The 23,890-nt window shown below is 62.8% G+C and carries 18 protein-coding genes and 1 riboswitch; of the genes, 10 read left to right on the top strand and 8 right to left on the bottom strand.

Features of this window, described 5'->3' with window-relative positions; all coding sequences use genetic code 11:
* The first annotated feature begins 16 nt into the window (after positions 1 to 16).
* A complete protein-coding gene (locus tag EDF57_RS21600; protein ID WP_134095775.1) occupies positions 17 to 2,446 on the top strand; it encodes a TonB-dependent receptor in 2,430 nt (809 codons plus the stop codon).
* A gap of 121 nt (positions 2,447 to 2,567) precedes the next feature.
* On the top strand, positions 2,568 to 4,880 hold the full coding sequence (locus EDF57_RS21595; protein WP_134095774.1) for a glycoside hydrolase family 3 N-terminal domain-containing protein: 2,313 nt from the start codon (positions 2,568 to 2,570) through the stop codon (positions 4,878 to 4,880).
* Positions 4,881 to 5,361: 481 nt separating this feature from the next.
* On the opposite strand, the gene EDF57_RS21590 is transcribed toward EDF57_RS21595, so the two are convergent.
* Positions 5,362 to 5,679 carry a hypothetical protein gene (locus EDF57_RS21590; RefSeq protein WP_134095773.1) on the bottom strand — a complete coding sequence of 106 codons (318 nt, stop codon included), beginning with the start codon at positions 5,677 to 5,679 and terminating at the stop codon, positions 5,362 to 5,364.
* Positions 5,680 to 5,852: 173 nt separating this feature from the next.
* A complete protein-coding gene (locus EDF57_RS21585; RefSeq protein ID WP_134095772.1) occupies positions 5,853 to 6,563 on the bottom strand; it encodes a TetR/AcrR family transcriptional regulator in 711 nt (236 codons plus the stop codon).
* A gap of 89 nt (positions 6,564 to 6,652) precedes the next feature.
* Here EDF57_RS21585 and EDF57_RS21580 point away from each other — a divergent pair, with 89 nt between their 5' ends.
* Positions 6,653 to 7,063 (top strand): DUF1905 domain-containing protein, encoded by a 411-nt coding sequence (locus EDF57_RS21580; RefSeq protein WP_243841204.1) that lies wholly within the window; start codon positions 6,653 to 6,655, stop codon positions 7,061 to 7,063.
* 119 nt (positions 7,064 to 7,182) lie between these two features.
* Here EDF57_RS21580 and EDF57_RS21575 read toward each other — a convergent pair whose 3' ends face one another.
* Positions 7,183 to 7,914 carry an SDR family oxidoreductase gene (locus EDF57_RS21575; protein ID WP_134095771.1) on the bottom strand — a complete coding sequence of 244 codons (732 nt, stop codon included), beginning with the start codon at positions 7,912 to 7,914 and terminating at the stop codon, positions 7,183 to 7,185.
* A 189-nt stretch (positions 7,915 to 8,103) separates the two neighbouring features.
* Here EDF57_RS21575 and EDF57_RS21570 point away from each other — a divergent pair, with 189 nt between their 5' ends.
* Positions 8,104 to 9,000: an AraC family transcriptional regulator gene (locus EDF57_RS21570; RefSeq protein WP_134095877.1), complete on the top strand. Its 897-nt coding sequence runs from the start codon at positions 8,104 to 8,106 to the stop codon at positions 8,998 to 9,000.
* On the opposite strand, the gene EDF57_RS21565 is transcribed toward EDF57_RS21570, so the two are convergent.
* The 4 genes from EDF57_RS21565 to EDF57_RS21550 form a co-directional block, all read right to left on the bottom strand.
* Positions 8,965 to 9,228 carry a hypothetical protein gene (locus EDF57_RS21565; protein WP_134095770.1) on the bottom strand — a complete coding sequence of 88 codons (264 nt, stop codon included), beginning with the start codon at positions 9,226 to 9,228 and terminating at the stop codon, positions 8,965 to 8,967. The genes EDF57_RS21570 and EDF57_RS21565 overlap by 36 nt on opposite strands.
* A 169-nt stretch (positions 9,229 to 9,397) precedes the next feature.
* The gene (locus tag EDF57_RS21560; protein WP_132265397.1) at positions 9,398 to 9,565 is read right to left on the bottom strand and encodes a DUF1328 domain-containing protein; all 168 of its coding nucleotides are present in this window, start codon (positions 9,563 to 9,565) and stop codon (positions 9,398 to 9,400) included.
* Between the two features lie 141 nt (positions 9,566 to 9,706).
* Positions 9,707 to 10,849 (bottom strand): MFS transporter, encoded by a 1,143-nt coding sequence (locus EDF57_RS21555; RefSeq protein WP_243841203.1) that lies wholly within the window; start codon positions 10,847 to 10,849, stop codon positions 9,707 to 9,709.
* Positions 10,850 to 11,009: 160 nt separating this feature from the next.
* Entirely contained in the window at positions 11,010 to 11,243 is a 234-nt protein-coding gene (locus tag EDF57_RS21550; protein ID WP_208324929.1) for an alpha/beta hydrolase, read from the bottom strand.
* Between the two features lie 561 nt (positions 11,244 to 11,804).
* A riboswitch (cobalamin riboswitch) is annotated at positions 11,805 to 12,050 on the top strand.
* A gap of 243 nt (positions 12,051 to 12,293) precedes the next feature.
* Between EDF57_RS21550 and EDF57_RS21545 the strand changes: the two genes are divergently transcribed.
* The 4 genes from EDF57_RS21545 to EDF57_RS21530 all read left to right on the top strand — a co-directional run bounded on the left by EDF57_RS21545 (position 12,294) and on the right by EDF57_RS21530 (position 16,770).
* Positions 12,294 to 14,327: a TonB-dependent siderophore receptor gene (locus EDF57_RS21545; RefSeq protein WP_134095768.1), complete on the top strand. Its 2,034-nt coding sequence runs from the start codon at positions 12,294 to 12,296 to the stop codon at positions 14,325 to 14,327.
* A gap of 50 nt (positions 14,328 to 14,377) precedes the next feature.
* On the top strand, positions 14,378 to 15,112 hold the full coding sequence (locus EDF57_RS21540; RefSeq protein WP_134095767.1) for a DUF4198 domain-containing protein: 735 nt from the start codon (positions 14,378 to 14,380) through the stop codon (positions 15,110 to 15,112).
* Positions 15,113 to 15,535: 423 nt separating this feature from the next.
* Positions 15,536 to 15,970 (top strand): MarR family winged helix-turn-helix transcriptional regulator, encoded by a 435-nt coding sequence (locus EDF57_RS21535; RefSeq protein WP_208324928.1) that lies wholly within the window; start codon positions 15,536 to 15,538, stop codon positions 15,968 to 15,970.
* Positions 15,971 to 16,023: 53 nt separating this feature from the next.
* Positions 16,024 to 16,770, top strand: a complete 747-nt coding sequence (locus EDF57_RS21530) for an SDR family oxidoreductase (RefSeq protein ID WP_134095765.1) — start codon at positions 16,024 to 16,026, stop codon at positions 16,768 to 16,770.
* A gap of 157 nt (positions 16,771 to 16,927) precedes the next feature.
* Here EDF57_RS21530 and EDF57_RS21525 read toward each other — a convergent pair whose 3' ends face one another.
* Entirely contained in the window at positions 16,928 to 19,312 is a 2,385-nt protein-coding gene (locus tag EDF57_RS21525; protein WP_134095764.1) for a DUF5695 domain-containing protein, read from the bottom strand.
* A 632-nt stretch (positions 19,313 to 19,944) separates the two neighbouring features.
* Here EDF57_RS21525 and EDF57_RS21520 point away from each other — a divergent pair.
* Positions 19,945 to 22,833, top strand: coding sequence for a TonB-dependent receptor (locus tag EDF57_RS21520; RefSeq protein ID WP_243841202.1), 2,889 nt, complete (start codon positions 19,945 to 19,947; stop codon positions 22,831 to 22,833).
* Positions 22,834 to 22,996: 163 nt separating this feature from the next.
* A complete protein-coding gene (locus EDF57_RS21515) occupies positions 22,997 to 23,830 on the top strand; it encodes a glycoside hydrolase (RefSeq protein ID WP_134095762.1) in 834 nt (277 codons plus the stop codon).
* Positions 23,831 to 23,890: the final 60 nt, after the last annotated feature.

Here is a 23,890-nt window from a genome sequence, read left to right as displayed (position 1 = left end):
AAAAACGGGAGGGAATATGATCAAGACAGGATGCAACCTGCTGCTGGCGTCCACCAGCTTGTTCGCCGTGGCGACGCCTGCATGGGCGCAATCGGCGCCGGCCACCGAAAACGCCGCGGACGTCATCATCGTCCAGGCGCGCCGCCGCGACGAGGACGTTCAGGATGTCCCCGCAGTCATCGATACCGTGACGTCCGAAGAGATCGCGAAGCTCAATATCCGCGACTTCAAGGAAGTTCAGACACTCGTTCCCGGCCTGGAACTGACAACGGAATCCAACGGCGTCGGCGGCAGCGCCAAGATGCGCGGCGTCAATTTCGACGTGAATGCCAGTGGCTTCAACTCCACCGTCGAATTCTACATGAACGACGCGCCGATCGTGGCGGGCATCGTTCTTCAGCAGATGTTCGATATCGGCCAGATCGAAGTCCAGCGCGGTCCTCAGGGCACGCTGCGCGGACGCGCCTCGCCTTCAGGATCGATCACCGTCGCCAGTCGCAAGCCCGATCTCTATACCGTTGGCGGCACGGTCGACATGACGGCCAACGACATCGGCACGCAGAATATCAAGGCCGCGCTCAACCTGCCCGTCATCGAGGGCATCGCCGCCATTCGTGTCGCCGGCGTCTGGGACGAGAACGAGGACAACCGCGTCAAGCCGCTCGACACCAGCTATGGCGGCCGCGATCCCTTCGCCCGTACCCGCGCCGGACGCGTCAGCGGCCTGATCCAGCCGACCGACTGGCTGAGGTTCGAAGGCGTCTACCAGCATATGCAGCGCAATGCGGTGGGATACGATCAGGTCGCCTCCTTCAGCGAGGTCAATCCCGATGCCGCACCAAGCCCGGTCTACATCGATACGAGCGACCGCCGCACCGATCAGGTCGAGCCGCGCCGGATCAAGCAGGTCTACAACATCTACAACTGGCGTGCCGAAGCGAACCTGGCCGGCCAGACCCTGATCTATCAGGGCCAGCACTATACCCAGAACGTCCATGCCAGCACCTCCCTCGACTCCGCAGTGGTGTTCCCCGGCGATACGATCTTCCAGGCGACCCACACCCGCACCAAGTCGACGTCCCATGAAGTCCGCCTGCAGAACCAGGAACGCCTGTTCGGCATGGTCGACTACGTTGTCGGCTTCTTCGACCAGAAGAACGACGCGCCGACGGATCTCCTGCGCAGCACGGCGGTTCGCCTGCCGCTCCTGTTCGGCGGCGGCCTTGCGACTGCGGTCACGACACCGATCGGCCGCTTCGGTGGCAATCACGAGCAATCGATTTTCGGTAATCTGACGCTTCACGTAACCGATTCCACCGAAGTATCCGGCGGCCTCAGGCATATCGACTACAATTCGGAAAATACGCTGGTTGTGGGCGGCAATACCGTCTCCACCGATGGGCAGGATGCCAAGAAGTGGATCTATACCGGCTCCATCAAGCAAAACATCACGCCCAATCTCATGGTCTACGCCAGCACCGGCAGTTCCTGGCGGCCGGGCATCAACGTGGTCGGCGATTTCAACATCCTGCCCTCGGCTACCGAAAAGAGCTTCACCAACCTTCCTGCCGAAACCTCGAAGTCCTATGAAGTCGGTTTCAAGAGCACGCTCATGGGCGGTCGGATGCGTTTCAACGTCACCGGTTACCATCAGAAGTTCAAGAACTACCCCTACCGCGTGTCCAACGGCGTCTACTACGTCAATACCGTGGCGGACAGGAACAGCGCCGGACAGGTTACCGGCATCCATCAGGAAGTCGGCCAGTTCAACTTCGTGGGCGCTGTCCCTGTCGAAGTGAACGGCGTGGAAGGCGATCTCTCCTTCGATATCTCCGATCGCTGGACGATGGGCCTGCTCGCCAGCTATTCGCTCGGCAAGATCAAGAACGGCACGGTTCCCTGCAACGACCTCAATGGCGACGGTGTGCCCGACAACGTCCTGTCGGCACCATCACTTGCGCAGCTTCAGGCCGCAGTCGGCTCCGAGAACCTGGCCACCTGCCAGGTGACGCAGCGTTCCGCTTTCCAGCCCCCCTTCTCGGCCACGCTCCAGAGCGAATACAGCCTTCCGATTTCCAATAGGTTTGATGGCTACCTTCGCGGTTTGGTGACCTACAACGGCAAATCCCAGAGCGATCCCACCAACATCTACGACAACGTCGGCGACTATGCCCTGGTCAATCTCTACGCGGGCATTCGCGATCCCAAGGGAATGTGGGAGGTTTCGCTCTACGCCAAGAACCTGTTCGAAGTGGAAAAGGCGCTTTCCCGCACCAGCCCGCTTTCGACCAGCTACCAGCAACTCGGCTTCGGCGGGTTCGGACCGAACGGCCCGATCCTCACCGGGCCAACGGCCGCGACGACGACCAGCACTTACACCGGCATCACCATGACGCCGCCGCGCGAGTTCGGCCTCAATGTAAGGTTCTCGTTCGGTTCGCGCTGATTGGCGCGAACCGAACCTCCGACCTGGGCGGGTGATCCAAGATCACCCGCCCTCTTGTCGTTCACAGCCAGACGCAAAAAATCACGGGCGCGCTTCAACGCCCTATCAGGAGGATCTCGAAATGCGCCGTATTGCAGCAAAGTTCGCGGCCAGTCTGCTGCTGGGCAGCGCGCTTATTCACCCGGCTGACGCGCAAGCGGGACCCAAGCCCTCATCCTCCCAGCTTCCGGCAAACGACGCCGCTATCGAGGCCCGCGTCGAGGCGCTCCTGGCAAAGATGACCGCCGAGGAGAAGGCCGGCCAGCTCAGCCAGTTCTTCTATTTTGCCCAGATTCCAGCGATGGCCAAAGGCGTGGACGATCAGATTGCCGCCGGCAAGGCTGGCTCGATCCTTTTCACGACCGATCCCAAACTGCTCAATCGCGCGCAAAAGATGGCCGTCGAGCAGACCCGCCTGAAGATCCCCCTGCTGGTGGGTTTCGATGTCATTCATGGCCTTCACACGATCTTTCCCGTGCCCCTCGCAATGGCGGCATCGTGGGATCTGAAGCTGGTCGAACGGTCGCAGGCGGTAGCGGCGCAGGAGGCGCGGGCGGTAGGCATTCATTGGACTTTCGCGCCCAATGTCGACGTTGCCCTCGATGCCCGCTGGGGCCGCATCGTCGAGGGCGCGGGCGAGGATCCGTACCTGGGATCGGCGATGGCCGCGGCGCAAGTCCGGGGATTCCAGGGATCGTACATCGGCGCGCCCAGTCACATCATTGCCGGGCCGAAGCATTTCGCAGGCTATGGCGCTGCCATGGGCGGGCGTGACTACGACCAGTCGGAAATCTCGGAAAACCAGCTTCACAACCTCTACCTGCCACCATTCAAGGCCGCGATCGACGCAGGCGCGGGCAACATCATGGCCGCCTACATGGCGCTCAACGGCGTGCCCGCAGCCGGGAACCACCGGCTGCTGACCGACACACTGCGCACCGAGTGGGGCTTCAGGGGCTGGGTGGTCAGCGATGCCGGCGGCGTCGATGCCCTCAGGACACATGGCATTGCAAAGGATGGAACCGAGGCTGCCGTCAAGGCGATCTCGGCCGGCACGAACATGGAAATGGTGCCGCCGGGGCAGAAGGCGCACATGCCTTCGCTCGCGGCCGCCATCACCGAGGGCAAGCTGACCACCGCTGAACTCGATGCCATGGTACGACCGGTCCTCGCCGCGAAGTTCCGCATGGGCTTGTTCGAAAACCCCTATGTCGATGAAGCACGCGCTGCCAAAGTCCTCGCCGATCCGGCCCATGCCGTCGCCGCCCGCGCGGCTGCCGAGCGGTCGGCCGTATTGCTGCGCAACGAAGGCGACCTGTTGCCGCTCGACCGCAGGAAAGTCCGGTCGCTCGCCGTGATCGGGCCGCTTGCGGATTCCCAGCGTGACATGCTCGGCCCTTGGATTTTCTCGATGAACAACCCCAGCGCCGAAAGCCTGCTGGCCGGTATCCGCGCGAAAGTCGGGCAAGGCGTCACCGTGTCTTATTCCGAAGGTGTCCGCATTCCCGCACGCGTGAACCCCTCACCCTTCGACATGATGGATGGCAAGCGGACCAAGCCCGAACCCATCGACGAAGACGCCGAGATTGCAAAGTCGGTCGCCTTGGCTCGCCAGTCGGACGCCGCCATTCTGGTGCTCGGCGAGGCGCAGAACATGAGCGGCGAGAAGGCCTCGCGGGCGAGTTTCGACTTGCCCGGACGCCAGAAGGAACTGCTCGACGCGGTGGTGGCCACCGGCAAGCCGGTGGTCGTCGTCCTGATGAGCGCCCGTCCGCTCACAGTGCAGGACAGCAAGGCCGCGGCGATCCTCGACATCTGGTATCCCGGCAGCCAGGGAGCAGCGGCCGCCGCGAACCTGCTGTTCGGCGATGCCGTGCCCGGCGGCAAATTGCCGATCAGCTGGGTCCGCAGCGCCGCCCAGACCCCTATGACTTACGCGCGCCTGCCCTCCCACGATCCGACCGATGCCGCCAAGCGCTATCAGGAAGGGAGCAACGAACCTGCCTGGCCCTTCGGCTTCGGGCTCAGCTACACGAGCTTCGCCTACTCCAATCTGAAGGTGCTTACGCCCAAGGTTGCGCACGGCAGTCCGGTGAACATCACTGTCGATGTCGCCAATAGCGGCCCGCGAAGCGGCGATGAAGTGGCGCAGCTTTACATCCATCAAAAGCACGGCACCTCCTCCCGGCCGGTCCGCCAACTCAAGGGCTTCGAGCGCGTGACCCTGAAGCCGGGCGAGAAGCGGACGCTTACCTTCACGCTCAGTCCGGAAGACCTGCGCTACTGGAGCGACGCCACGCGGAGCTGGATCGAGGACAGCTCGGACTTCGAGGTCTGGGTTGGCGGCGATTCCACGGCATCGCTCGGCGGATCGTTCGAGGTGGGCGAAAGATAAGGGGCCTTTGACATGATCCGCAGCGTTCCACGATGCGCGCTCCTCGCCGCCAGCGCGCTTGGAGCGATCTGGTTTGCCTCGGTAGTGATCGCGGACACCGCCTGCCCCGATGATAGACACCCTTTCATCGCTGAGCGAAAACGCGGATCCCGGAATGGGTGAACCGCCGCATCGGTGACCGGCAGCCTGGCGCCACAAAAAGTCGCCTGGACTGCGTTTCCAGCCTACAGCAAGGCGTCGAAGGTTTGCCCTTCCGGGCTTCAGCCCTTCCGGGCTTCTGCCGCCAGTGCAAATTCTGACCGAGAGCGCCGGGGAACCGGGCGAGTAGCAAAAGGACCTCTTTCTGCCCACTGGCGAGAAAGAGGTCCCCTACCCCGCTCGATCGGGCACGGATTAAGCGGGGCGACCACCAAATTGCACGAGGCCCTCCCTTGTTTGAGGGGCGGGCTGGCTGGCCGCTACTGATCTGAAACCGGCGGCCTCAGTGGGGCTTTACCGCGTCGAGTTCGGTCTGGATGGTCGCTAACTTCTCATCGGTGAGCTGATCGCCGGCAAACTGCTGGAGCTGAGCAAGCGTCATTCCGCGGCCCATCTCGATCTGCGGGCTATTGACGATCTCGGGAATATGCTTGAGCAGAATGGCCTTCGATGCCGGATCATCCAGCATCGTGCCGAGATCGGTTTCCTGGACCTTGTAGGCAGCTTTGGTTTTGGCAGCTGCAGGCGGGGTTTCGGCATAGGCCGTCACGGATCCCGTCATGGCCAGAGCCAAAAGTACCGCCGAGAGAAGTGCGCGCATTGATAATCCTTTCCCGAACAGGAGCTGGGATCGATGCGCGTGGCGGCTCCAGCGCCGTCATCTCGATGCATCTATCCGCTGTTCAAACAGGACTATCGGATCGAGCCAGCACCAAGTCAATATAGCTACACATTGTATTATTTCGTCACGGCGATCATGAATTCGATCTCAGATCACCAGGACCCCGCCCCTCCGACAATGCGCTCGACAAGGGATCTCGCGACAACTTTCGCCTCATCGTCTTTGAAAGGTTCCGCTTCGGGACGTACGGCGATCGTTCCCCCCGTCACGGCCATCACCAGGTCTGCCGCGCCTTCCGGATCGCGCATTTTGAACCCTCTGGCAGGGCCATACTCGCGAATCGACGTCGCTATGAGCGCATGGAGGCTGCGGTAGCCCTTCTGGTTGTGGCCACTGAACCCCGATCCCGCCGTTCCTGTCAGATTGCCTGCAAGCCTGGTAATGGCGCGAACTTCGGGTTTCGTCCCCCAAAGCAGCATCGCTTCGACATAGCTGATCAGCTGCTCGACAAGATCGTGCGACAGCGCCGGATCGCGTTTGGTATTGAGTTCGGACCACGATGCAATCTTTGCATCGATCACGGATTGAAGAAGGTCCGCCTTGTCCGAAAAGCGCTTATAGAGGGTAGTGCGCGGAATGCGAAGGCTGGTGGCAACGGCATCCATTGAGGTGCCTTCATACCCCAACTCCAGGAACATTCGCGTGGCTTCGGTCAGGATGTCCTGTGTGATCTTAGCGGAATCGGCGGCTACCGGACGCCCTCTTCTTCTGACCGGTTTCTGATCTGCCTTCGCCGCCACTGATTGCCGCACCTCGTCCTGCATTTTTGACGTAATCCGCGCTTTGGAATATCGATTGCCCATGTGGTAACCGATTTGGGACGACGCACAACCGGCACGTCGATGCCTCGCCGTTCCCGTGGAAGCCACCCTTTCCGATAAACGACGCTCAGGTGCCGACTATCGTTCGTGCCGGCGAGGCTATCGCGCGTACCGTAGTTGCCATAGACTGGTTCGCCATGCCGTTCGACACTTCCCCTCTCGCGCGCTTCACCTTCGCGGGCGAAGTCTTCGAATGGCGCGGGCCCGCCCCCTTCTTCTTCGTTGCCGTGCCCACCGATTGCGTGGATGAGGTGCGCTATGCCGCCCGGATAGCCAGCTATGGCTGGGGTGTGGTGCCCGTGCATGCAGTCGTAAATGAAATCCCGTTCACGACCTCTCTTTTTCCGAAGGGAGACAGCTATCTTTTGCCAGTCAAGGCAGCGGTCAGGAAGGCCGGCTCGATCAAGCTCGCCGACAGAGTGACGATTGAAATCCAAATCACTGCACAACGCGATTTCGATGAGCAGCGTCCAACGATCTAAGGCGAGGGATAGCTCGCTGCGGCCTGGGCGCATTCCGCAAGCTGCCGCACTGGCCGCCTGAGCAGGACTTTGGCTGCAGCGAGTTACGGGGGGCAATATGCGAATGCCCCCCATCCCGGTCAGATCGTTGAGCGAACCGGCCGCACGATCAGCGTGTTGACGTCCACATCCGCCGGCTGCTCCACCGCATAGGCGATGGCGCGCGCGATCGCGTCCGGGGCGAGCGCGATGGAGCGGAAATCGACCATCGCCTGCGCCGCGACCGGATCGGTGATCGTGTGGGCCAGTTCCGATTCCACCACGCCCGGCGCGATGGTGGTGACACGAATGTCGTCATGCTCCATGCGCAGCGCTTCGGAGATCGCGCGCACCGCATATTTGGTTGCGCTGTAGACGCCGCAGGTCGGCCACACGGCATAGCCGCCGATCGAGGAAATGTTGACGAACTGGCCGCTGCCCTGGCCTTTGAAGCGAGGGAGGGCGGCGGCTATGCCGTGCAGGACGCCGCGGATGTTGACGTCGATCATCCGGTCCCATTCATCGACCTTCAGGCTGTCGAAGCGCGACAGCGGCATCAGGCCCGCATTGTTGACCAGCACATCGACGCGGCCATATTCGGCCTCCGTCGCGGCGATGAACGCCTCGAAATCGGCGCGGTCGGTGACGTCGAGCGACCGGAAGGCAACCGCGCCTCCCGCTGCGTTCAGTTCCTCCGCCAGCGCGGCAAGCCGGTCGGTGCGGCGAGCGCCCAGCATCAGCTTGGCGCCGCGCGCCGCCAGCAGCCGCGCCGTGCCTTCGCCGATGCCGCTGCTGGCGCCGGTAATCGCGATGACCTTGTCCTCGATAGCCATGATAGTCACTCCTGTTGGGGCGGACCGAACCATCGATCCGATGCCCTCTACATGGCGCTATCTGGTCGGGAGGCGGTAGAACGGTCATCCGGGATGATTGCACGATATTCCAGATTGCCCGCATCGGGGTGGATCGGCCGTGGCCAGCCGTGTAGGCTGATCTTACCGACCTCTGAGGAAGTAGCGTTGATGGCGCATCAGGAACTGGCTGAGCAGATTGCCCGATACGCCGAGCGCGACGGCATCATGGATATGCCCATCGCTCGACTGGCGCTGGTCCGCTCGGGCCAGCGCGGCGAGCCGGTGCATATGGTGCAGCGCCCGGCGCTGTGCATCATCGCACAGGGGGGCAAGCGCGTGCTGCTGGGCGATGCGGTGATAGACTATGGCCCCGCCAACTATCTCGTCGCCTCGCTCGACCTGCCCATCACGGGCGCGGTGACGCAGGCGAGCGCGGACGCGCCTTATCTCTGTTTTTGCCTCTATCTCGACCCCGCCCTGCTGTCGGAGATCGCGCTGACCCTGCCGCCCCTGCCGGCGGGCGCGGATGAGAGCAGCGGGATGACGTTACACCCGATGACGCCTGAACTGATAGACGCGGCCACGCGGCTGACGGCACTGCTCAGTGATCCGGCGAATGCGCCGCTGCTCGCACCGCTGATCGAGCGGGAATTGCTGGTGCGGCTGATGACCGGGCCGGGCGGAAGCGTGCTGCGAGCCATCGCCAGCGGCGAAAGCCGCACCGGCCAGATCGCGCAGGCGATCGGATGGCTCAAGACCCATTTCCGCGAGCCTTTCAGCGGTGCGCACCTTGCCGCCCTTGCCGGCATGAGCCTGTCGAGCTTCCATGACCATTTCCGCCGCGCCACCGCCATGACCCCGCTGCAATATCAAAAGCAGCTGCGGCTGCAGGAAGCGCGGGCGCTGATGCTGGCCGACCGGCTCGACGCGGCAGAGGCGGGCTTTCGCGTCGGCTATGACAGTCCTTCCCAGTTCAGCCGCGAATATCGTCGCCTCTTCGGCGCCCCGCCCGTCCGCGACATGGGACGGCTAAGGGCGAAGCCGCAGATGGCGATGGTGATCTGAAAGGGCCGGGGCGGAATTGCTCAGTTTCAAGTTCGGTTCTGACGTCGGAACAACCAGGGAACCGGCGAGCTGTTCGAAAAGCCGGCGCTCAGCCTGGATACGATGCGCGGCAAGAACCTGGCAGAGTATTCCCTCGTCACCAGGGCAGTGCCAGAAGTCGGATACGTTGGCCAGCGCCTCACGCAGCGTTTTCGCCGCTTCCCGGTCTGCAGCCGTGATTGCAAGCATAGTCAACTCTTGTTCCTCTGAATGCTGGATTCCAGCAAAACAGCTGGCCTAGAAGTGATACCGGATAACCGTGCGGCAGAAGCGCTGCTATGAGCGCTTCTGCCGCACGGCCTTTACCAGGACCCAAACAAACGTCTCTACACAGAGCGTTTCATCGAGCCGAAAAGCTTCAGGGTACCCTTGTGCCGCGACCAAAGAAGAAGCCGAGAACCAGGATTACGGCCGCCACCAGCAGGAAGACCTTTGCGAGGCTGGCCGAGAGGCCCGCAACGCCGCCAAAACCCAGAAGCGCAGCGATCAATGCGACGACAGCAAAAATTATTGCCCAGCGAAACATGAGTGCTCTCCCTTAGACTAACTACACCAACGCTGCGCCGACATGTTCGGAGCAGCTCGTTCTTTAGAACTTTCAAGCTGTCCCGATGTTCCACGAAACCTTGGCAGTGATATCGCGCATGTAGATGTCCTTGTTGATCGGTCAGGAGACTGGCGAGAGTTCGGATCGTTGCCCGGCTCGACGCGCAGCCATTGCGGCAAGGAATGCGGCAAGGACCAGCAGAGCCGCGCTGACCTCGAAAGTGGCGCGCACGCCGGTGGCATCGAAGATGGCGCCGCCCATGGTCGCGCCGAGCGTGATGGCCAGTTGAATGACGGCGACCATCAATCCGCCGCCGGCCTCGGCATCATCGGGAAGCACCTGAGAGAGCCAGGTAAACCATCCTACCGGCGCCGGTGTGGCAATCAGGCCCCATGCCGCAAGCAGCAGGACGGTCGGCCAGAACGAGCCACCGAAGCTTGCCAATGCAAGGGCCACGCCAGCCATCAAGGCCGGTATGACCACGAGCACCCTGCGCAGGTTCATTGCGACGAGCGGCCCTATGGCGGCCGTTCCGGCAAGACCCGACAGGCCGATCAGCAGCAGGATGATCGATAGCCAGGATATGTCGACATGTGTGACGGTTTCGAGGAACGGGCGCAGGTAGGTGAAGAGGGCGAACTGCCCCATGAACAGGACAGCTACGGCGATCAGTCCGATGAAAATGCCGGGCTTGCTCAAAAGGGTGATGACGCTCGCTTGCCGCGATCCGTGCTGCGCAGGGAGCCTGGGGAGGCTGACTGCCTGCCATATCAGCGCCAGCGCCGCGAGCGGAACAAGACAGAAAAATGCGCCGCGCCAGCCCACGACAGAGCCGAGCAAACTGCCCATCGGCGCCGCCACGGCCGTCGCCAATGCACTGCCGCCCTGAAGCGTCGCGATGGCCCGTGGAAGAAACGCTCCATTCGAGATGCGCATGAGCACTGCCGTCGACATAGACCAGCAACCGCCGATTGCGATTCCGAGAACGGCCCGCCCGGCCAGCAGCACCGGATAGCTCGGGGCGAAGGCGACGATGGCGCCGGATACGATCATAAGCCCCGTCAACCACAGGATCACAAGCTTGCGATCGAGCTTGCGCGTGAGCGACGATATCGAAAGGCTGGTCAGAACAGCGAACAGACCGGACGCGGCAATGGCCTGTCCGGCCTGCCCTTCGCTGACGATCATGTCGCGCGCCATCGGGGTAAGGAGGCTGACCGGAAGAAACTCCGACGACACCAGCACGAATGCACACAGTGTCATTGCCAGAACTGCACTCCATGGTGCAGCGCCGGGCCCCGCGTCATCCGCGGTCGTGGTTATCGAAACATGCATGCTTTTACCTTGAATGCGCGGATCTGTTGCTGCGTGCCATGTCGATGCTCGGCAGCACGGCAGAGGCACCGCTCGCTGGGGCGCCTGATCAATTGGTGACGAAGCCCTGCTCCGCCATCCTGGTGGCATAGAGGTTCGCGCTCTGCTCCTTCACCGCGCCCATTGGATGGCCGACGACAAGGGCGCCGTGGCGGCGGCCTCGATCCAGATCGTCGGCCATGAAGAAATTGCCGGCGACGGTCATGCCGTATTGGTTTCTGAAGGTGACTTTCTCGATCGTGACGCGGTCACTCACGTAGAAATTATCTGTGCCGTTGGACATGTCTTGTGCCTCCGCGAATGGGATGGTGATGGGAAGGAAGCCAGGTGCAGCTGCGCCGGCAGAGAGTTGAAGAATGGAGCGCCGGGTGGTTCCTGAAGACGCCTAGGCCTGGTGCCAGACCTGGTGTCCGAACCGCTCATGTCTGGGCATGGGATGTCTCCATTGGGAAGCGAGCCCTTCGACCGTGAGCTTTGTCTTTGAGAAGGCCATTGGCTTCAGGCGCCATGCGCCTGGTAGGCAGCGCGCCAATTTGCGCATCGAGGCGGCGTAAGGCCGGTGGGCATGGCAACGAAAACGTCATGGCCACCATCTAGGCGCGGGCGCCATCATCCATTAGCCTGAAAGATGAACATGCAGCACTGAGTGAAATTCAATAATGCAACGTGAGACCATGTCTGAAGCGCTGCGCTATCGCGAGCAGTGAGTTGGAAACCCGTCGTTCGCCCAGACGATCATTCCCGAAAGCATCGCCGCCGACGGATACCGACATTCCAGGCAGCGTTATGCTATTGCGAATTGAGATCATCACAGATATCGCCAACCGCGCCTGGGCGCTTCAGCTCCCGGGCTGATCGCGTCGGTGCCTTGAAAAAGGCTTAAAAGGGAACACGGTGAAAGGGCTCTGCGCCTTTGAATCCGAGGCTGTCCCTGCAACTGTGAGCGGCGAGCGCGATGCACATGTGCGGACGGGAAATGCCCGAGCCGCCAGCCACTGGGCCGGACGCTAAATCCTGCGAGGCCTGGGAAGGCCGTGCATCAAGCTATGACCCGCAAGCCAGGAGACCTGCCGTCGCACCGGTCGCTCTTGCCTGACCCAGGGGATGGTCTTGGCACGGTCAGTTTTCTCCGTCTGAGCGACGAGAATGCGGCGGAGGCCGCATCGGTGTCGTGCGTCAGCCGCCTTTTGGGGTGTCCGGCCACCGCGCGCGCCGACCGTTCGCGCGGACGCCTCCTGCCCGGTGTTGCTCGACGCCCCGGGGGATTGCATTGAGACAGAGTACCAAGACCGCGCTGCTTTCAGGAAGCCTCGTACTATCGGCGGTTCCCACGATGGCGGTTGCTGCCGAGACCGAGCCCGCCGACAATACGATCGTCGTCACGGGCAAGACCGGGGCTTACAACGTAACCCGCTCCAGCAGCGCGACGCGCACGGACACGCCCTTACTCGAAGTGCCGCAGTCCGTGACCGTGCTGACGCGGCAGGTGGTCGACGATCTGCAAGCGAACCGTGTCGAGGACGTGCTAGCCTATGCCGGCGGCATCACGCGCGGCAACAACTTCGGGGGCACCGGTCTCACCGACTACAACTTGCGTGGTTTCACAACCTCGGAATACTTCCGCAACGGTTTTCCGATGAACCGCGGCTATCCGCCGGCACCGGACTCCATCGCCGTCGAGCGCGTGGAGGTGCTGCGTGGCCCCGCTGCCCTGCTGTATGGTCGCGGAGATCCGGGCGGCACGTTCAACATCGTTTCGCGCGTACCTGCCGACAGGATGGCCCAGACCGTCAGCGGCCGGATCGACAGCTTCGGCGGTTGGCGCGGAACGGTCGATGCCACCGGTCCCATCGATAGGGCAAGGACCGTGCGCTACCGCCTCGGCGCGGCCGTGGAAGGTGGCGACAGCTTCCGCGATCATGTCCAGTCCGACCGCATCGTGGTTGCGCCGGTCGTCGCCTGGGATGCCTCGCCGGACCTGACGTTCACTCTCAGCAGCGAGTTCGTGCAGGTGAAGACCCCGCTGGACCGCGGCAATCCCGCCTTCAGCAACCAGCTCGACATCGCCATTCCCGCTTCACGGTTCTTCGGCGAGCCGTCCGTCGGCCGGTGGCGCGTGCGCAATGGCCTTGGCAGCATCGTCGCGGGATACAAGCTGGCGCCCGACTGGAAGCTGCGGGCGGGCGCCCAGTATTACAATGGCGAGTTGGGCGGCCCCGGCATCCAGGCCTCCAGTCTGCGCGCAGATGGCCGCACCCTGGTGCGCACTTATAGCGAGCGTACCTTGCGGTGGCGCGATCTGGATGCACAGGTGAACCTGACCGGCCAGTTCGCCACCGGCAGCGTCGAGCACGAAGTGCTGCTGGGCGCCGAGTTCGAGGCCTTCCACTATACCGAGGTCATCCGCAATTCGAGCCCCACGCTGTCGCCCTTCACGCTGGACATCTTCGCGCCGGTCTATGGCTCCGCAATCCCGCGGCTGAACGGTACCTTCACCAGCATCCGCACCCAGACGCGCACATTCGCGGGCTACGCCCAGGACCAGGTGTCATTGCTACCCTGGCTGAAGCTGCTGGTCGGCGGACGACTGGAGCGATACGAGAGCGACAACCTGAATTTGCGCAGCGGGGTCACTTCTGCGTTCAAGCAGACGGTATTTACGCCGCGCCTTGGGACGGTCTTCGTGCTGGCCCCGCAAGTTTCGGTCTACGGCAGCTATGCCCGCTCCAACAAGCCCAATACCGCAGCGGACGTGAACGGCAATGTCATCGCGCCGGAACGCGGCACCAGCTACGAGGCCGGTGTGAAGCTGGAACTGCTGGACGGCAGGCTGAGCGCGACAGCGGCGCTGTTCCACACCACCAAGCAGAACGTCGCGACCACTGACCCGGACAATCTGGATTACAGTATCGCCGCCGGCGAAGTGCGCAGCCGGGGCTTCGACTTCTCGATCACGGGCAACCTGACCAGGGCATGGCGGATCGTGGGCGGCTATGTCTTCGCCGATGCCGAAGTGACCAGGGACAATCGCCTGCGGCTGGGCCAACGCCTGCCCAACACGCCGCGCCATTCGGCCAGCCTGCTCAACGTCTACGAAGTGCAGGAAGGCGCACTCAAGGGGCTCGGCGCGGGTGCTGGCGTCACTTACGTCGGTGGGCGCATCGCCGGCACTGCGGCGACCGCGCCTTACATCCGCTCTTACGCAACGGTGAACCTGCTGGCCTACTATCCGCTGGCCGAGAACGTGAAGCTGCAGGCCAACGTCAACAACCTGTTCGACAAGAAATACGCCGAGCGCGGCTTCGGCAGCAATCTCTATCCCGGCGCCCCGCTCAGCGCGATCGCCAGCATCACGGTCGGCCTGTGATGGCCGGCAAGACCCGTCTCGTTCGCCGAACTCAAGCAAGGATGTGCATGATGAAGACTGCCATGAAAGCCGCGATCCTCACCGCTCTGCTGCTCGCACCCGCATCGCTCGCCCAGGCGCACGGCATCTACATTACCGAACGCTCGAAGCAGATCGTGCTGATCTACGGCGAAGGCGCCGACGATCTCGACATGGTGAAGCGGGAGCCGTTGATCGATACGGTCGCCGCCTACGATGCCGAGGTCAAGCCGATCAAGGCGCAGCACCGGATCTCGGGGCTCGCGATGCTCGTCGAAACCGAAACCAGGCCCAGGTTCGTGACTGCGATCCTGCAGAACGGCGTATGGTCGCGGATGAAGGGCGGCGAGTACGAGAAGAAGGGCCTGGACGAGATGCCCGGCGCCGACATCTCCACCAAGAACATCAAGTATGCCGTCCGGATTCAGGGCCCGTTCGCCGGCACCGTCCCTGCGCTTCCCGGCCAGACCCTGCAGATCGTCCCCGCCGGCCCGATCCCCGCGATGCTGGGCCGGAAGCTGACGTACAAGGTGCTGTATAAAGGCCGGCCGGTGGCGGGCGCGCGCCTCATCAACGACTTCGTCAACGATCCGGACGCCAAGGAAACCGTCACCGGCTCCGACGGCACCGTCACCTTTGCCGTTCGCAATCAAGGGCTCAACGTCGTCCATGCCGTCTACGACGGCCCCAGCGACAATCCCGCCAGGTATCGCAATGTCGAGCACACCGCGACGCTCAGCTTCACGCTGGAACACAGGCCGGAGTAACGCGAACGTCGCGCCGCGGGGCCATGCTGGTCCGGCGGCGCGGCCAAGGCATTACAGCGAAACGCGCGCGCTGGCGGAGACTGCGCGCCCGGCGCGGACTTCGCCGACGGAGCGTAGCTACCGCTCGCAATCGTCACCGAGCGCGGCCACTCTGGGCAAAACCCGCCTCCGTCAAAGCCATCGTCCGAAGATCCAGTCCCATACCCAGCGCACCCTGCGCCACTGCGTTCCCGATTGCCTGGTGCGACAGCGCACACTTTTGTGACCATCGGTCCGCGAGTTCACCCTTAAGGCCATGACCTAATTGAAGTTTGAGGCGAGCCGCGTCAGAGGACCCAGGCACTTTCGGGAAGCTGCCGCTTAATGTGATGGGCCTGACGCACCGGGGCTTACCCGCCAGCCCCAAAGATGCTTCAAGGGTGCATGATCGCTCCTCCTGCCGAACAACTGAGACAACTCACCCTCGCCTTTGAGCGGTTCACCCGTCGTTTCAAGGTGGCGGAAGCGACTGCGGCGATCGCCAATTCGCTCAATGCCCTTGATGTGCAGGCGCTGCTCTTCATCGGCGACAATCCGGACTGCAAACTGGGTGATGTCGCGAGGCATCTTCAGGTTGCGCTCACCACGATGTCGTCCTCGATCGACCGCCTCGTGCGTCGCGGCATGATCGAGCGCCACCGGCCCGAGACGAACCGCAGATCGGTGGCTCTGAACCTGACCCAGGGGGGCAAGGATACCGTGGCAGGCTACATGGAGGGCTATCAGGATGCCTGCAACGCCATGCTGGAGCCGCTCGACCCGGCAGAGCGCGCCGATTTCGTTCGCCTCACCCTGAAGATAGCGCAACACGAAACTTGAATAATACGAAGATCGTACTATCTTGACCGGATTGATGGTCAGGATGAGATAGTATGTCGAGCACGAACCGCATTGCCCTCGTGACGGGCGCCAACAAGGGCATCGGCCTTGCCATTGCGCGCCAGTTGGGCGCGCGCGGTTACAGTGTCTGGCTGGGATGCCGGGACCTGAAGCGCGGTGAAGCTGCCGCCGATACCTTGCGAAAGGCCGGCATCGATGCCCACGCCGTGCAACTCGATGTCACCGATGCCATCAGTGTCGCCGGCGCAGCAGCGACGGTCGAGCGCGAGGCTGGCTGGCTGGATGCGCTGGTGAACAATGCGGGCCTCATGTTCGCCCCTCCGCCATCCGTGGCCGAGGAATCGATCGACGAGATGGCGCAGATGTTCGAGACAAATGTTTTCGGCGTCATGCGGGTAACGCAGGCCTTTCTGCCCTTCCTGCGCAAGTCCGGTTCTGCCCGGATTGTGATGATGAGCAGTGGATTGAGTTCCCTTGGCGAGGCACTGGACATGCGCAGTGAGACCTGGCCGGTGGGCTTTGCCGGATATTGCGCGTCGAAAACGGCGCTCAACATGCTGACCGTCAAGTTGGCCAAGGAACTGGCGAGTGAGGGGATCAAGGTGAATGCGGTCGATCCCGGCCTTACCTCCACGGACATGACGGGCAATGGTCCCGGCCATTCGCCCGACGAGGGCGCTCGTCCCGCGGTCGCCCTGGCAACGACGCACGCCTATGGTCCGACAGCGGGCCTTTATGCGTGCACGGATTCCGGCGATCTGCTTTTAAAGCAATGGTAAGGATCGACCGCCTCCAGGGCATCGGCGATCAATGCCCAGTGACCGGTTCCGGCGTAAGCGGATAAACCAGCCGCCGCGCCGGATCAGCGGATCCGTCTTGCAAGGGTCGCTACCATGGCAAGGGTTGACGGGCTGTCGACGCTGCGAGAACCTCAGCTTATTCGGCTCGGGCCCTTAGACTGGTGCGCAGAGTGCCTTCCTTCACGACGATGGTATGCACGCCCGCAACCGGAGGCCGGTCCGATTCTGCCAGCTTCCAGCGCCGCCCGTTCCTGCCCGCGATGTGTATCCTCAGGGTGCGGGCTGGACCGGCGGAGTGTTCGATCTCGAACGCGCACTGTTCGAGCCAAGGGCTCACCCGGATCGGCGTGTCAGATGCGAACCGGCCGTCATCCAGCAACCGGATATCAAGGCCAAGCTCTCCGAGGCGCGCATGGAAGCGCCGTCGCACACCGTCGCGAGGATGGATCAGAAGTTGGTCATCGCGCTCTTCCAACACGCCGGAAAGAGCGATACGGCCGAACAGATCGTCATCGACCAGCGAGGTGGCGGCGGCGCGCAGAGCGCCGCAAAAGCCGAGGTCGATCTCGCAGGAATAATACCACGAGCCATGCCGATGGGGCTGGTCCAGCCACGTCTCGCCGAGGGCGGCAGGCTCAAAACCGCCTCCCGCGCCGCCGTCGTTGGCCTTTCCGGGATACCAGTAGCCATAGCCGCTTTCCGGCGTCCCGCTGTTCAGCAGCGCCCAACTGCTCAACGCCGAGGCATGGCCGAGCCGCAGCAGCGGACGATAATCGGGGGTGTCGTTCAAGGCATGATCGAGGATGGCCCAGCCGCCCATTTGCGCCATGTAGCTGAGCGTATAGGCATCGCCAGCCTGTCCGCGATAATCGCTGCCGAGAGTGTAGTACGAGGGCTGCAGCCATCCCCTGCAGAACAGGTTGGCATCCATCTGGCGTTTCGCGAAAGCGCGCGCCTGTTCGGGCGGGAAGCGCTCCGGTCGGTCGAGCGCATAGCGGGCAATCGCCTGCGTGGATTCAAAGCCGGTGGAATCGAATGCATATTCCGAGGCGAAGAGATCTTCGACTTCGTTCACGAAGTGAGCGACTTTGCGCTCCCAGTGCCCGGCCAGTTCGTCTGCCTGCGCCATACGCCCTTCGAGGCGCAAGGCCTCGATCACCTCGGGAATGACCAGTTCATTGTAGAAACCGGTGGAGTCCGCTTCCCAACCGATGATCTCCTTGGGGATCACGAACATGGCCCGCGCAGTGCCGAAGGCGCGTTCGAGATAGTCGGTTGCGGTAAGGCGCGTGTGGAAGCCGTGCCGGTCGCGCGCGATGCGATAGAGCGCGAAATAGAGGAGCGCGATGTGGGGGTAGTCGTAGGGCCGCCAGAAGTGCTTGCGGCCCTTGTCGCCCGGATCGGCACTGTCGCGGTTCCGCTTCCAGTCTGGGATGCCGTAAAGCGCGTAAGGCCATTGCTCCTCGGTCGTGCGCTGGAGGCCGCCCCAGACGAAGTGCTCGACGTAATCGTCCAGGGCGTCGATTTCGGCCTGCACCGGGTATTCCGCGTTCTTGGCGGCAAGGAAGGCGGGCTTGGAGAGGCCCGGGTCATCGCAGGTCACCTCGTAGATGCGCCAGCCCTTGATCCGGTCGTAATTGTCCGGCCCGAGCAGGGTTTCGCTCTCCATGTTCCATTCGGCCAGCAGACCATCGTACCATTTCGCCGGATCGCGATGACGGTGCGCGGCAATGAAGGCCCCGCGCTTGGCGATCATCGTCTCGACTGGTTCGGTCACGAAGAATTCCAGCGTAGTCCGCCCCCCGTCCGCCTGATGCAGCGTGACGTGGTTTTCGCCGAGCCGGGCGAAGCGCAGGCGAAAGAGCTTCCGTCCGGCCCGTTCGCCAAGCGGCGTCCATTCGGTCTGCGCAGGATGTTCGGGCTCCAGCCGGACGACCGACACACTCGAACCCAGTGAAAGGGTTACGTCCAGATCGATGGGTACGGTCATGCCCGGCACGACTTCGACGTCGATCAGCCCGTACTCGGCGATGGTCCGGCGCATCGCAGCGTAGCCGTCCACGAGCAGGAAACGAACGCCTCTGCTGGCTGCCTCCCCCGGTGCGAGCGTGAGACTGGTCGCAGGCAGGCGCCACCGCGATCCTGCCGCCTGCACGGCGGCGACTTCGGCGGCGGCGTGGAAAAAGACCCGATAGAGGTCTGGTGACCCCTTGGGCGCATCCCAGTATTCAAGCGCAGCGCCCTTTTCCGGAAGCATGGCAAGCCAAGGCGTAAGACTGTCTTTGCGCTGCCAGAAAATGTGCGAACTGCGTCCGGAAATGAAGCTGTGCTTGAGAACGGCGTCAGGATCGTCCTTTGCCGCGTGGATCATGTTGATCGGCAGCGGAAGGGCAAGATCGCCGAATTCCATCGGCAGGGCCGTTTCGTTGGAAAGCGTCAGGTTGAGGCGCAGCCCATCGGCTTCAAGCGCGAAACTGCACGTGACGAAAATGCCCGGAGCCAGGCGATATCGCGCCTCCAACCCATTCGCGGTCTGTTTGACATCCTCAGGTTCTTGCGTGCGCGTTTCAAAGCGTTGCCATGGGCCATCGGCGATGCGGTAAGTCCCGGCGGCATTTCCCATCGCGGCGCCCGCATGGATGAAATCTCCCGGTATAGCCTTCGAGGCGGCAGAGAGACTGGTGACGCGCCCTCCGTCGAAGCCCAGCCTGAAAGGCTTTCCGGGGGACGCGAGTAAGGCACTCACCTTTCGCGGCACGAGCGGAGGCGACGAGGATGCGGCCTGCAGCGGCGCCTGAAGCGCGGGCAGGAATACGCCCGCCAGTCCGGCGCGGATCAGCCCCCGTCGGTCAAGCGGACCGTACGGCGTGAAGCGAAGCTGGCGGCGAGGAATGGAGCGGCTGCCAGGCGATCGGTTGAATGCATCATCGTCAGCGCTGTCCAAGGCTCACCTCCGTCAAAGTGACGCTACGTATATCGTATATTATGAGTCAAGCAACGGCGATGATGCCTTTGGTCGAACGTGATGCAACTTGACAAATTTGTATGAAAAATATCGTATACGAATCGTTCGTAACGAATTGTTGCGGATCAGGGAGCGATAACCAAATGATAAATCATCGGATCTCCGTAGCAGCGCTACGGACGCTGCTCATGCTCAGCTGCCTTGCGCCTTCGGCAAATGCCTATGCGCAGACGGCCCCGGTTCCTGCCGATCAAACCGCGACCGATCGACCTGCCCAGGACATCGTCGTCACGGGATCGCGCATCCGGCGCGCCGCTGCCGACAGTCCTTCGCCACTGGCGGTCGTCGACGCAGACCAGATCAAGGCGACCGGCACGCAGAATATCGCCGACGTCGTCAACCAACTCCCCGCCCTTGCAGTCACCCAAACGAACCAGACGAGCAATCTCGCCGGTAACGCAGGCGTCAATGCGCTCGACTTGCGCGGCATGGGAACGCAGCGCACGCTGGTGCTGGTCGACGGGCGCCGCCAGGTCGCTGCCATTCCCGGCACTTCGGCGGTGGACCTGAGCAATATCCCTTCCAGCCTCGTGCAGCGGGTGGAAGTGATTACCGGCGGCGCCTCCGCGCTTTACGGGGCCGATGCGGTCGCGGGCGTTGCCAACTTCATCCTCAAGAAGGACTTCCAGGGAATCGAGGCCAATACCCGCTACAACGCCTCGACACGCGGCGACATGGACACGTACGGGTTCGACCTGCTCGCGGGCACGAACTTTGCAGACCATCGCGGCAATGTGACGGTCTACGGCTTCTACGAGAATACGCCCGGCACCGTGAGTGGTTCCGATCGCCCCTGGACGGCCGACGGTTATCCGATCTACGCCCGCACCAGCAGCTCCAGTCCCTATTTCATCCAGGACCACGTCCGCAACATCAACACGGCCGATGCCGCGCAAGTGGTGCTGGGCGGCAAGCTCTATTCGGTCAACCGCGACAGCGGAACCTTGCGCGATCCCATCCTCGGACCCGGCGGCCTGGTCAACGTCGTGCCGGTCAACCTCGGCACTTCCACCGACCCGCTGGGCACTTTGCTGACCGATGGCGGCGAATACAACGGCCGCTACGACGGCTGGTATCTTTCGGTTCCGTCCGAGCGCTTCAACACCCGCGCTTCGGCCAGCTTCGAGGTGAGCGACGCGCTGAAGTTCTTCGCCAACGCCACGTTCGCGCACAATACCTCGAAGGCGGGCTTCCTTCAGATGACCGCATTCGGCACCGATGTGGTTCCCGCCGACAGCCCCTATATCACTGACGAGATGCGCGCAGCCAACGGCGGCACGGTGTCCGCCGGCGGCGTCCAGTTCGCGCGGCGCTTCATGGAACTGCCGGCTCCGGTTACGGAATACGATCGCAAGCTGTTCCAGGCCGTGACCGGCGCGGAAGGCGATTTCACGCTCTTCGCCCAGCCCTGGAACTATTCGACTTACTACAGTTACGGCAAGACCACCCAGCGGGTGCGCGATGTCAACTCGACCGCCTACGATCGCTGGTACATGGGCATCGACAGCACGACAGATGCCAATGGCGAAGCCGTCTGCCGCAGTACGCTCGACAATCCTGGCAACGGCTGCGTGGCGATCAACCCGCTGCGCACCCTGACCCCTGAGATGATCGACTATATCACTTATACCTCGCACTGGTCGAAATCGACACTGACGCAGCAGGTGCTCTCAGGCTATGTCTCGGGCGGCCTGTTCGACCTGCCGGGCGGTGCGGTCCAGGTCGTGCTCGGCGGCGAGTACCGCAAGGAGCGCAACAATATCGGCGCCATCCCCGAGTACAATCCGGACAGTCCGCTCTACGATCCGACGATCGGCACCATGCAGGGCACTCTCGTCGGCAAATATTCGGTCAAGGAAGTCTACGGCGAAGTCCATGTTCCGATCCTGAAGGACACACCGTTCTTCGACACGCTGTCGCTTGACGGTGCCTTGCGCCTGTCGGACTACAGCACCGCCGGCTCGACCACGACGTGGAAATTCGGCGGCGAATGGGCGCCGATACCCGATATCCGCTTCCGCGCCACTTACGGCCAGGCGGTACGCGCGCCGAACATCGGCGAACTCTACACGGCGGACAGCGTTTCGGGCCTCTGGATCACCGATCCGTGCAATGCCTATAATCTCGCCAACCGCGCGACCCGCACGCAGTACACGGCAGCCAACTGCGCGGCGATCAACCCGGCCGATACCGTAAGCTACTGGCTCTACCGCGACATCATTTCGAGCGGTAATCTCGACCTGAAGCCGGAGACCGCCAAGACCCTGACGCTCGGCGCCGTTCTGCAACCGCGCTTCGTGCCGGGGCTGTCGCTCACGGTCGATTACTACAACATCGACCTGCGCAACGCGATCGACGCCTTCGGCGCCCAGATGCTGATCGACAAGTGCGTGGACCAGTCGTCGCTGGACAACATCTTCTGCCCACTCATCCAGCGTGACGCCAACGGCAATCTCGAATCCGTGATGACGCAGAAGCTGAACCTGTCCCAGTACCTCACCCGGGGGATCGACTTCGGACTGAGCTACAGCCTGCCGCTCTCGCGGCTGGGCCTCGCCGACGATGCGGGCAAGCTGTCGATTGACGCCAACTACACCCGCCTCCTCAACCGCCGCTATACGCTCGACCCGACCGATCCGGGCTCGATCACCGAGTACGCGGGCATCTTCGGATCGCCCAAGTGGAAGGGCGTGGTCCGCACGACCTACTCGCGCGAGGGTATGGGCTTTACCTGGAGCCTGCGCCACTTCTCGCCGATGAAGGCGGCCACCACGATCACGCCGGACAAGTACAGCAAAGTCTGGACACCGAACGTGTTCTACAACGACTTCTCGGCCTTCGTGGCGTTGACCGATAACATAGAGCTGTCGGGCGGTCTCAACAATGCCTTCGACCGCAAGCCCCCGCGTATACCGGGTGCCGAAGCCGGCGGCGCCAACTTCGAACTGAGCTACCAGTCGGGCGTCTACGACGTGATCGGGCGTACGTTCTTCCTCAGCCTGCGCTTCCACCGCTGACCATCGGGCAGGCCCGGCTCCATCTTGCCGGATCCGGGCCTGCCTTCAAAACCGGAGCAGATCGATGATCCTGTCCCCCCTATTTCGCTTTGCCCCGACCCTCGCCCTCGCACTCCCGCTCCTTACTTCCGCCTGTGCGCATCCGCAGGTGGAGAATGTCCGCATGGCGAATGCCTTGATCGGAAGTTACGAAAGCTGGTCGGTGAGCACGCCGCCGGCTTCGCTCGGGCTCGATCCCTTCTATGCAAAATATGCCGATGCGGACGGCATTCCGGTGGTCTCTTCCGCAAAAGTGCCGGACCGTGCCTTGCTGGTCGCCCGCGATATCGTCCTGGCCGAGACCGCCGAGCGCCCCGACCTTCGGCGCGAACTCGTCCGCAGCGGTGCGCGGGTGGGCATCATGGCGATCGACGAAGGGACGATGGACCTTCCCGAGCAGCGGGACTGGAAGAAACCCGCGGCAGACGATCCGCGCCTGACGCCTTGCGAACGCGCCAACTACGACAAGATCGCCGCCATGACCGATGCCGAGTACTGGAACAGCCGGGCACGAGGCATGGGCGGGCTCTATACCACGGGAGCGGCCGAGAACCTGCTGGCAGTGCCCGGGACACGCTACTTCGGCGAGAACATCCTCGTCCACGAGTTCTCTCACAACATCCTGTCCGCAGTGGAACGGGTCGACCCCGCTCTCTATGGCCGCGTCGAGACGGCCTATCGCCATGCCCTGGAACAGGGCCTGTGGAAGGGCGACTATGCCGCGGTGACGGTGCAGGAATACTGGGCCGAAGGCACGCAGTTCTGGTTCAACTCGAACAAGGCGTTCCGGGGGCCAGACTTCACGATCGTCTCGGACAGGGACCTCCTCGCTTACGATCCAATGCTCTTTGCCGTGCTCGCGGAAGTCTACTCGCCCACCCACCGGATCGCCGCCGACGCCTTCCGCGATCATCCGGCTCGCTTGGACTTGCCTCGACGCCCGAGGAACAGCTGCTGAGGCGTTCAGCATCGATCTGCAGGATCAGGGGCTAGCGGACCTTCCACAACTCGGGATGTC

Source organism: Novosphingobium sp. PhB55 (assembly GCF_004368805.1).
GTDB lineage: Bacteria > Pseudomonadota > Alphaproteobacteria > Sphingomonadales > Sphingomonadaceae > Novosphingobium.
This window is presented reverse-complemented; position numbering and strand designations above follow the sequence as displayed.